Below are 9,997 nucleotides of genomic sequence, written 5' to 3'. Positions count from 1 at the left end.
ACGCCTGCGTGGCCTTCGCCGGCGGGCAGATTCATTCGGGCCCATTGCGCACCGAGGTCACCGCCCTGGTGGTGCGCCTGCCCGATGGTCGGGTGATCCGGTTGGGCAACCCCGTGGTCTCGCCGGTCCGCGCGGTGGTCGGCGACGACGTCTGGGCGCTCGAGGGGCGCGGGTACGGCTGGCGGATCCGGGTGACCGGTCGGGCGCCGCTCGGTCGGGCCCACGTGCTGCCCGTGCCGTTGCCCTCGGAGAAGCGGAACTCGGCCGGCGCGATCGAGCACCTGTCGGGTGAGCTAGAGGTGGAGGTGAGCCGCTTCGGTCGCCATGTGTGGACCGACTACAGTCCGCAGGCCGCGCTGGAGCACGGGGGGCTGGACCGCGCGGAGGCCGAGCTGCGGCGCCGAGGGGTTCCGGTGGGGGAGACGGGCGCCGCGCCGGAGTGACCGAGCGCCTGAGTGACCGAGCGCCTGAGTGACCGTCAGATCTTGCGCAGACGCAGACGCTGAATGGAGTGGTCGGAGTTCTTCCGCAGTACCAGTGTGGCCCGGGGGCGGGTGGGCAGGATGTTCTCCACCAGGTTGGGTCGGTTGATCGAGTTCCAGATCTCACGCGCCGCCAACCGGGCCGCCTGGTCGGACAGGTCGGCGTAGTGCGCGAAGTGTGAGTTGGGGTTGGAGAACGACGTGCGGCGCAGTTCCAGGAACCGCTCGACGTACCACGTCTCGATGTCCTCGATCCGCGCGTCCACGTAGAGCGAGAAGTCGAACAGGTCCGAGACCATCAGCCGGGGGCCCGTCTGCAGGACGTTCAGTCCCTCGACGATGAGGATGTCCGGGCGCTCGACCTCGATGAACTCGTGGGGGACGATGTCGTACTTGGTGTGCGAGTACACCGGCGCGCGCACGACCGGGGCGCCGGACTTGACCTCCGTGACGAACCGCAGCAGTGCGCGACGGTCATAGGATTCAGGGTAGCCCTTGCGGTGCATCAATCCGCGCCGCTGGAGCTCACGGTTGGGGTACAGGAAGCCGTCGGTCGTGATGAGGTCGACCCGGGGGTGGGAGTCCCAGCGGGTCAGCAGAGCGCGCAGCACACGCGCCGAGGTGGACTTGCCCACGGCCACCGACCCGGCAACCCCGATCACGAACGGCATGGGAGCGTCCACGGTCTCGCCGAGGAACAGGTTGGTGGACTGGAAGAGGCGCTGCCGGGCCGACACCTGGAGGTGGATGAGCCGGCTGAGCGGCAGGTAGATCTCCGCGATCTCGTCCAGGTCCAGGTGTTCACCCAGACCACGCAATCCCTCGAGGTCCTGCTCGGTGAGCACCATCGGCATGGCTCGCCGCAGTCGGCGCCAGCTCCGGCGGTCGAACTCCACGTACGGCGTGTAGTCGCCGGCATGTCTGCTCACGATTGCTGATTGTGTCAGGTGCCCACGGGGAAGAGGCCTCCAGGTGCCCTGCCACTAGACTGACGACGACGACGAGACGAGCCGTGGCCGCACACGATTCGTACGAAGTGAGAAGCCCACGCGCGAGGAGCAACGATGACCGACCCGAACACCGACGTGTTCACCGCCTCCCTGTCCGATCTCGATCCGGAGGTCGCCGAGGCGATGGCCGGCGAGCTGGCCCGTCAGCGGGACACGCTCGAGATGATCGCGTCGGAGAACTTCGTCCCGCGCTCGGTGCTGCAGGCACAGGGGTCCGTGCTCACCAACAAGTACGCCGAGGGCTACCCGGGTCGTCGATACTACGGCGGGTGTGAGCACGTCGACGTGGTGGAGAACCTGGCCCGCGATCGCGCCAAGGAGGTGTTCGGCGCCACGTACGCCAACGTCCAGCCGCACGCCGGCGCCCAGGCCAACGCCGCGGTGCTCATGGCGCTCGCGACGCCGGGCTCCAAGATCATGGGCCTGTCCCTGGCACACGGTGGTCACCTCACCCACGGCATGAAGCTCAACTTCTCCGGTCAGCTGTACGAGGTCGCCGCCTACGAGGTGGACCCGGAGACCATGCAGATCAACATGGACACCGTCCGCGAGATGGCGTTGGAGGAGCGGCCCGATGTGATCATCGCAGGGTGGTCGGCGTACCCGCGCACGCTTGATTTCGCGAGGTTCCGCGAGATCGCCGATGAGGTCGGCGCCAAGCTCTGGGTGGACATGGCCCACTTCGCGGGACTGGTGGCCGCGGGTCTGCACCCGAGCCCCGTGCCCCATGCCGACGTCGTGTCCACCACGGTCCACAAGACCCTGGGCGGGCCGCGTTCCGGCATGATCCTCACCAACGACCTCGACCTGTTCAAGAAGCTCAACTCGTCGGTGTTCCCGGGTCAGCAGGGCGGCCCGCTCATGCACGCGATCGCCGCCAAGGCCACCGCCATGAAGATCGCCGGCACCGAGCAGTTCCGCGAGCGGCAGCAACGCACGATCGAGGGCGCCAGGATCCTCGCCGAGCGCCTGACAGAGCAGGACTGCCGGGACGCCGGGGTGTCGGTGCTCACCGGGGGGACCGACGTCCACCTCGTGCTGGTGGATCTCCGCGAGTCGGAGCTCGACGGCCAGCAGGCCGAGGACCTCCTCCACGAGGTCGGGATCACCGTCAACCGCAACGCCGTGCCGTTCGACCCCCGTCCGCCGATGGTGACCTCCGGCCTGCGGATCGGTACGCCCGCGCTGGCCACCCGAGGTTTCGGGGCCGAGGACTTCCGCGAGGTCGCGGACATCATCGGCACCGCCCTCGCGGCGGGCGCGTCGGCCGACATCGCCGCCCTGCGTGAGCGGGTGTCCGCGCTGGCCGCGGCGAAGCCGCTGTACGAGGGCCTGGAGGACTGGACGATCCTGGGCTGAGGCTCCGGGCCGCGTAGCGCAGCAGACCCCCGCAGTGCCCGGCTGCGGGGGTCTGTCGTCTCAGGGAACGGTGGCCTGGCCCGCGGCGTGGCCCGCCGGCGGGGTCCATGGTGGCGGGGGTCCGCGCGAGGTCAGTCGGTGAAGCGGACCCTCGGGGTCCGGCAGATGAGCAGGCGCCGAACCTTGTCCTGCCCGGTGAGTTGCGCGGTGGCGTTGAAGCTGGCCTCGAACTCCCCGTCACGCCGGGTCTCCCCGAGACACAGCTCGGTGTCCCCGACCCGCGTGCCGCTGAGGATGTGGTGGGTCAGGACGCTCTTCTCGCGCTGTTCGAGGTAGACCACCAGACCGGCTCTGTCCCCCTCGAACTCTGCGGCGGACTCGCCCGTGGAGAACAGGATGGACAGCCGGAAGTCCTCGGTGATGTGGTTGAGGACCCGGTCCGGATCGTCGGAGTCCATGATCTCGAACCAGGCGTGCAGCAGGGGGGTGTCGGTGGACATGGTGGTTCTCCGTTCGGGGGGTCGGTGTGGGCGGGGTCGGATCAGGAGCGGTCGAGGGTGGGGGAGACGAGCCCGAGCTCCGGGTCGAAGGCCACCTGGTACCCGGAGATGAGCCCGTCCTCGTCGATTCGGGCGGATGCGAGGAAATGGCCGGTGATCGTGACGCCGTCCTCGACCACGGCGCCGTAGACGAACTCGAGCTCACCGGTGCGGGTGGCGTGGGTGGGGACGTGACGCCGGTCGATGGGACCGCGCCCCTCGAGGTACCGGCGGACGCCGTCGCGGTCCGTGCCGCGCACGGCAGTGCCCGGGAGGAGGATGGCGAAGGAGACGTCCGGCGACAGGAGGGCGAGACCGGACTCAAGGTCTCCCGAGTCCACGTGGGCGTAGTAGGTGACGAGGGTGGAATCGGGCAGGGCGGAATCGGGCGAGGTCATGAATCGAACTTAGTTTAGGATCGGGCCCGACCTCAAGAGCTTGCGTGATGCGCCTCACTATGTTGTCATGGGTTGAAGTGAACTCAACTCAATTACACGACGCGGGGCACCCCACCTCCACGGCGTAGGAGAGGACTTCCCGTGACACAAGTGACACGAACGGCGCGACCCGAGGCCGACCCGTCGATCATCCTTCCGACCCCGGAGCGTGACGAGTTGCGCGCGGTGGTGGCCCGGTTCGTGGCCCGGCACGGCACCCACGAGGCGGTCCGCGAGTCGATCGACTCCGACTCGGGCTACTCGGAATCCCGGTGGCGCAGACTCAACGATGAACTGCAGGTCGCCGCCCTCGCCGTGCCCGAGGAACTCGGTGGGCACGGTTTCGGTTTCGCGGACCTGGGCGTGGTCCTCGAGGAGACCGGAGCCGCGCTGCTCCCGGAGCCGCTCCTGGTCAGTGCCGTAATTGCCGGGCAGGCGCTGGTCCGAGCGGATGACCCGGCATCGCTGGACGATCTCCTCGGAGCGGTCATGGAGGGACGCCGCACGATCGGGGTGTCGCTCGACGGCGAGGTCACCCTCTCGGCGGGTGCCGGGGCGACGGGCGAGGCGGGTTCCGTCGTCAACGGGCTCGTCCCGGGCGTGCTCTGGGGGGAGGCGGTCGACTCGCTCGTGGTCGTGGCGTCCTCCGGAGCGGAGAAGGCGCTCGTGGTGGTGGACCTCACCGGAGCAGAACGTCGCCCGCGAGAGGTCGTCGACCTGACCAGGCGCCGCGCCGACGTGCAGTTGGTGGACGCGCCCACGAGGATCCTCGTCGGTGCCGCACGGTTCCTGGACGTGGTCCGTGAGTTGACGCTCATCACCGGTGCGGCGCTCGCCGCCGAACACGCGGGGATCGCCGCCCGGCTGTTGGATGACACGGTCGCCTACGTCCAACAGCGTCATCAGTTCGGACGTGCGATCGGGTCTTTCCAGGCCATCAAGCATCGCCTGGCCGATATGCTGGTCGACCGCGAGCGGGCCCGGTCCGCCGCGATGTACGCCCTCGCGGTTCTCGACGAGGACGACGCCCGCGACGCCGAGCTGGCCGTGGCGGTCGCATCGGCGGTGTGTGCGGATGCCGCCACGAGGAGCGCCTACGAGGCGATCCAATTGCACGGTGGGATCGGCTTCACGTGGGAGCACTCCGCCCACTTCTACCTTCGTCGCGCTCTCGGGGACGAGGGTGCCTTCGGGGGCGGCCGGAAAGCCCGCCGGTCGATCGCGGATCTCGTCGGGGTGTAGGGGTGACCATGACTGATCCCGCGGCCGTGACCCCGCCCGAGCCCCTCGGTGCGCACGATCTGATCACCACCACCCGCGCGGTGCGCCGGCGACTCGATCTGGGGCGCGAGGTGGACCCGCGAACGCTGGAGGAGTGCGTGGCCGACGCCCTCCAGGCGCCCCAGGGCTCCAATCTCATGCGCACCGAGTTCGTGATCGTCCGCGATCCCGCGCGCATCGACCGCCTCGGCCGGATCTACCGGGAGGAGTTCGACGGGTTCTATCGCGCGAGCGACGTGGGGCTGTTCCACCGTGTCGACGCCGACCCCACGCACGCGGCCCAGAGCAGACGCACCAGGGACTCGGCCGAGCACCTCGCGGCGGTGATGTCCCGGGTGCCGGTGATCGTCATCCCGTGTCTGACGCCCCGGCTGGCCGAGGGTGATGTGCTGGCGGCCAAACACAGGCTCGCGACGGTGTATCCGACCGTGTGGAACTTCATGCTCGCCGCGCGGCTTCGCGGACTGGGCACCTGTTGGACGGGGATGACCCTCGGCCGCGAGGACGAGGTCGCCGAGATCGTGGGGATCGATCCCGCCGAGGTGGAACAGGTCTGCATGATCCCGGTCGCCCACTACACCGGTACCACCTTCCGCCCCGCCTGGCGGCCACCGGCGGAGGAGTTCATCCACTGGGACCAGTGGTGAGCGACGGGGCGGGCGCCCACCGATCGACGGCGCGCCCGCTCCGGCACGAGCGCGCGTTCCGGGCCCTCGAGGCCGTCCAACTCACCAACGCGGTGGCCGTGTGGATCCACGTCGTCTCGGTGCAGTGGGTCCTCACCGAGCGAGGTGAGCCCGCGTCGGTGATCTCTCTCGCGCCGGCGGCCATGGCCGTGCCGTTCCTGGTGCTCGCGCTACCGGTCGGGGTGATCGCCGGGTATGCCTCGCGCAAGAAGATGATGGCGCTGGCCACCGTGGCGTCGGCGGGGTCCGCGGTGGCGGCGACCGTGCTCACGGTGACGGGGGCCGACACGGCACTCCCGATGATCTGCTCCGTTCTCCTCGTCGGCACCGCGCTGGTGGTGGTAGGGGTCTCCTGGCAATCGCTTCTTCCGGAGACCGTGGACCGCGGGATGATCCCCACCGCGGCACTGGTCGACGGAGCGGTGTTCAATCTCGCCCGCTCGCTCGGGCCGCTCCTGGCGGGCCTGGGACTGGGACTCGCCGGCGCGGAATGGGCGTTCGCGGTGGTCGCCGTCCTCTCCGTGGGCTGTGCGCTCGCGCTGTGGCGGATGGAGCGGCGGTCGCCCGACCGGACCGCTCCGCGTCGGGCGATCATGCCGGAGATCTCCGGCGCGGTCCGGTTCGTGGTCAACTCGGCGTGGACCACACGGCTATTGTGCCAGCTCTTCCTCTTCGGGATCCCGTCCAGCGCACTCTGGGCGCTCATCTCCCTCGCCGTCTACGACGGTCTCGGGATGGGCGCGGACGGATTCGGGGTGCTCATGGCGCTGATCGGCGCCGGCGCCGTCGTGGCGGTCATGGGGTTCGGTGGGCTGCGGAGGCGGTTGAGGGTCACGGTGTTCGCCGCGTGTGGCGCCCTCGTCTACGCCGCGGCCCTGGCGGTGCTGGCGGTCTCGACGTCGCCGGTCGTGGTCGGGATCGCCATGCTCTTCGCCGGCGCGGCCTGGGTGAGTGTGCAGAGTTCGTGGATGTCGATGGGGCACCAGTTCTTCCCGGACTGGATCCGGCCCAGGCTGATCGCGGTCATCCTGCTGATGGTCCAGGGGACGCAGGCGGCGGGATCGCTCCTGTGGGGGGTCGTGGCCGACGCCGCCGGACTGCAGGCCGCCCTCCTCGTGGCAGCCGGGTTGATGGTGATCAGCTGCGTGTCGCTCCTGCTCGTCGGGTTGGGCGCCGAGAAGGGGATCGAACCGGTCCTCGTCTCCGAACTCGGTGGGCCGGCGGGGCCGTCCGGTGAGGTCACCGACCCGGGTACGCCTCCGGGCGACCGATCGGGACCGGTGGTGGTCCGCTACGAGTACCGGGTGCCGGAGGGTCGCACGCGGGAATTCCTCACTGCGATGCGCCATCTGCGTCGCTCCCGGCTCCGGTTGGGGGGCCGGCGCTGGCGGCTCGAGCGCCCAACCGCGGAGCCCGGCCTGTTCGTCGAGACATACCGGGTGGGCAGCGCCGAGGAGTTCGTCGAACAGGAACACCGGCGCCTCACCGTCCCGGAGACCCGGCTGCGGCACCGGGTGGAGTCGCTGGTGGCCGGGGCGGTCGAGGGGCCGAAGGTGAGCGACCAGCCCCGATAGATGAACTGAGTTCAATTAAGATGCTAGGGTGGTCCCCATCACAGCAGCACTACCTCTCCGGGAGACCCGAATGCAGAACGCCGTCGACCTACTCGTCATCGGTGCCGGCATGGCCGGCCTCACCGCCGCCGCCCGCGCCACCGAACGCGGGGCAACCGTCATGGTGGTGGAGAAAGCCGACGACGTCGGAGGCTCCGCGAGGTTCGCAGGATATGCCTGGACCGCACCCACGCGGCAGATCATGGCGGAGATCAACCCCCATGGGGAGGAGGAGCTCCGCAACGCGGTCGTCGACGACTTCGCCGCCGGGCTCGACTGGATCCGCGGCCGGGGCGTCGACTGCGCCGAGGGAGTCCCCGTGCTGCGCTACGGTGTCGGTCACGCGTTCGACACCAACCAGTATCTCGACGCCTGCGCCCGCGAGATCAGGGCCGCCGGGAACGCGATCCACACTGCCGCCCACGTGCAGGGACTCATCACCGAGGGCGACGGCGTGGCAGGGGCGACGGTCCGGTTGGCCGACGGCGAGGTCCACGAGATCCGGGCGCGACGAGTTCTCCTGGCCACCGGGGGGTTCCAGGCCGACGCGGAGCTGGTGGAGCGCCACCTGCACCCGCTGGCCTCACGATTCCCGCTCCGGTCCAACCCGCACAGCGACGGCGGGGGGCTGAGGCTGGCGGAATCGGTGGAGGCCGGCATCGGCTTCGACGACGCGGGCTTCTACGGCCACCTGATCCCCGCGGGTCTGCCCTTCCGGGACTCCGGCGACTTCGTGGGACTCTCCCTCTACTACTCCGAGCACGCGCTGCTGTTCAACCTCCACGGCGAGCGCTTCGTGGACGAGACCCAGGGGGATCACCTCACGGCGATGGCGCTCATGGAGCAACCCGAGGCCCGCGGCCTGGTGGTCGCGGACGAACGGGTCTACCGCGACTGGATCTGCGGTTCCTACGTCGAGGGTGCGGTCGCGATCGACAAGTACACCGAGGCCTCCAGGCGCGGCGGCCGGTGCGGTCTGGCGGAGACGCTCGAGGAGTTCGAGTACCTGCCCGAGGAGTGGGGTTACGACGGGGCGAGGATCGCCGAGGGGATCCGCCGGGTCAACGAGTCGGGCCAGAAGGTCGTGCCGCCGCGGGAGTACGACTTCGCCCCGCTCGACCGCGGGCCGTATTACATCGTCGAGACGACCCCGGCCGTGACGTTCCCGTTCGTGGGGATCAGGATCGGGGCCGACACGTCGGTCCTGCGCGCCGACGGCACGGTGATCCCGGGCCTGCTCGCCGCCGGGTCGGACACAGGCGGGGTGTACCGCCGCGCCTACGCGGGCGGCCTGGCCACCGCGCTGGTGTTCGGGCTGCGGGCCGGCGACGCGGCCACCGTGGTCTGACACCGCCCCGTCCCCGCCCGATGCCCGCCCCGGAAGGACCCCAGGTGATCACAGAGTTCCCCCACGCTTTCTCCCCGTTCACGCTCGGCGCACTCACCCTGCGGAACCGTCTGGTCGCCCTGCCGGCCGGAACGAGCATGGCCACCGACGGTGTGCCCACCCACGGCGACCAGGAGCACTTCGAGCGCCTGGCCGCCGGCGGTGTCGGGTTGATCATCGGGGGCGCGACCGTGGTGCACCCCTCGACTACCCTGCGGTCCCGCAAGCTGGTCGAGGCCTACAACGACGAGGTGCTCCCCGCCCTCACGGACAAGGCGGCGGCTGTTCACCGGCACGGCGCCAAGATCATCGGTCAGCTGGTCCACCTGGGGCGTGAGTTCATCGGGGGCGAATCGGACTCGCCGCCCTCCGCGCCCTCGGCCGTCAAGACGGCCCGCGACGCCTACCCTCCCCACGAGCTGACGGTCGAGGAGATCGCGGACATCGTCGAGGGGTGGCGGGTCTCCGCCGCGAATCTGGCCCGCGCGGGGTACGACGGCGCCGAGATCCACGCCGCCCACGGCTACCTGCCGGCCCAGTTCATGTCCGCGCTCACCAACAGGCGGACCGACGGGTACGGCGGTGACCTCGTCGGCCGCATGAGATTCCTCGACGAGGTCGTCGCCGCCATGCGGGAGGCGATGCCCGAGAAAATGGTCCTGGGCGTGCGGCTCAGCGGGGAGGAGGATATCCCCGGCGGGATGGGGATAGAGAACTGCGTGAGGATCGCGCGGCACCTCGCCGACTCGGGGGCGGTCGACTACTTCAGCATCACGCACGGCACCCGCGGCACGTACGTCAAGGACGGCACGCATCCCGACGCCGTCGCCGTCGACTCCGCCGCGCGCATCCGCGCCGAGACCGGGATCCCCGTCCTCGTGGGTCAACGCATCCGCGACGCCGCGACCGCCGACCACATCATCAAGACCGGCAAGGCCGACCTGGTGGGCATGGCCCGGGCACTGTTGGCCGACCCGGACCTGCCGGCCAAGTCCGCTCAGGGGCGGCTGGGCGAGATCCGCGGCTGCCTGGGTATCAACCAGGACTGCCGCGCCTTCGACCCGCACCTGCACTGCGCGGTCAACGCCGAGATCGGTCGGGGCCGCCACCGGAATGTGGGCGTCCGTGCGGCGGAGACGAAGGACATCTACGTGATCGGCGCAGGTCCGGCCGGACTCGAGGCCGCGCGCGTCGCCGCCGGCC

At 70.1% G+C, this 9,997-nt stretch carries 9 protein-coding genes and 1 pseudogene; 7 read left to right on the top strand and 3 right to left on the bottom strand.

Annotated elements, in window-relative coordinates; all coding sequences use genetic code 11:
• Positions 1-443, top strand: a pseudogene (locus tag G6019_RS10225) (tocopherol cyclase family protein); the annotation flags it as partial.
• 35 nt (positions 444-478) lie between these two features.
• Here G6019_RS10225 and coaA read toward each other — a convergent pair.
• Positions 479-1,411, bottom strand: a complete 933-nt coding sequence (gene coaA / locus G6019_RS10220) for a type I pantothenate kinase (protein WP_107756842.1) — start codon at positions 1,409-1,411, stop codon at positions 479-481.
• Positions 1,412-1,546: 135 nt separating this feature from the next.
• Here coaA and glyA point away from each other — a divergent pair, with 135 nt between their 5' ends.
• Positions 1,547-2,851, top strand: a complete 1,305-nt coding sequence (gene glyA, locus G6019_RS10215) for a serine hydroxymethyltransferase (RefSeq protein WP_107756841.1) — start codon at positions 1,547-1,549, stop codon at positions 2,849-2,851.
• A 131-nt stretch (positions 2,852-2,982) separates the two neighbouring features.
• Here glyA and G6019_RS10210 read toward each other — a convergent pair whose 3' ends face one another.
• Positions 2,983-3,351, bottom strand: a complete 369-nt coding sequence (locus tag G6019_RS10210) for a hypothetical protein (RefSeq protein ID WP_107756840.1) — start codon at positions 3,349-3,351, stop codon at positions 2,983-2,985.
• A 41-nt stretch (positions 3,352-3,392) separates the two neighbouring features.
• A complete protein-coding gene (locus tag G6019_RS10205) occupies positions 3,393-3,788 on the bottom strand; it encodes a nuclear transport factor 2 family protein (RefSeq protein WP_107756839.1) in 396 nt (131 codons plus the stop codon).
• 141 nt (positions 3,789-3,929) lie between these two features.
• On the opposite strand from G6019_RS10205, the gene G6019_RS10200 reads away from it, so the two are divergent.
• The 5 genes from G6019_RS10200 to G6019_RS10180 all read left to right on the top strand — a co-directional run.
• Positions 3,930-5,069, top strand: coding sequence for an acyl-CoA dehydrogenase family protein (locus tag G6019_RS10200; protein ID WP_197431404.1), 1,140 nt, complete (start codon positions 3,930-3,932; stop codon positions 5,067-5,069).
• Between the two features lie 8 nt (positions 5,070-5,077).
• The gene (locus tag G6019_RS10195; RefSeq protein WP_107758146.1) at positions 5,078-5,755 is read left to right on the top strand and encodes a nitroreductase family protein; all 678 of its coding nucleotides are present in this window, start codon (positions 5,078-5,080) and stop codon (positions 5,753-5,755) included.
• Positions 5,752-7,368, top strand: coding sequence for an MFS transporter (locus G6019_RS10190; protein WP_182627515.1), 1,617 nt, complete (start codon positions 5,752-5,754; stop codon positions 7,366-7,368). The genes G6019_RS10195 and G6019_RS10190 overlap by 4 nt, the downstream gene beginning before the upstream one ends.
• A 70-nt stretch (positions 7,369-7,438) precedes the next feature.
• Positions 7,439-8,755 carry an FAD-dependent oxidoreductase gene (locus G6019_RS10185; protein ID WP_182612956.1) on the top strand — a complete coding sequence of 439 codons (1,317 nt, stop codon included), beginning with the start codon at positions 7,439-7,441 and terminating at the stop codon, positions 8,753-8,755.
• A gap of 44 nt (positions 8,756-8,799) precedes the next feature.
• Positions 8,800-9,997 (top strand): oxidoreductase (locus tag G6019_RS10180; RefSeq protein ID WP_375539756.1); only part of this gene is annotated, 1,198 nt, incomplete at its 3' end.

The sequence above is a fragment of the Dietzia sp. DQ12-76 genome (assembly GCF_014145045.1).
Taxonomy (GTDB): Bacteria; Actinomycetota; Actinomycetes; order Mycobacteriales; family Mycobacteriaceae; genus Dietzia.
This window is presented reverse-complemented; position numbering and strand designations above follow the sequence as displayed.

Coding starts and splice junctions, on each gene's coding strand:
- glyA (WP_107756841.1), top strand. CDS start 1,547: ATGACCGACCCGAACACCGACGTGTTCACCGCCTCCCTGTCCGATCTC.
- G6019_RS10210 (WP_107756840.1), bottom strand. CDS start 3,351: ATGTCCACCGACACCCCCCTGCTGCACGCCTGGTTCGAGATCATGGAC.
- G6019_RS10205 (WP_107756839.1), bottom strand. CDS start 3,788: ATGACCTCGCCCGATTCCGCCCTGCCCGATTCCACCCTCGTCACCTAC.
- G6019_RS10195 (WP_107758146.1), top strand. CDS start 5,078: ATGACTGATCCCGCGGCCGTGACCCCGCCCGAGCCCCTCGGTGCGCAC.
- G6019_RS10185 (WP_182612956.1), top strand. CDS start 7,439: ATGCAGAACGCCGTCGACCTACTCGTCATCGGTGCCGGCATGGCCGGC.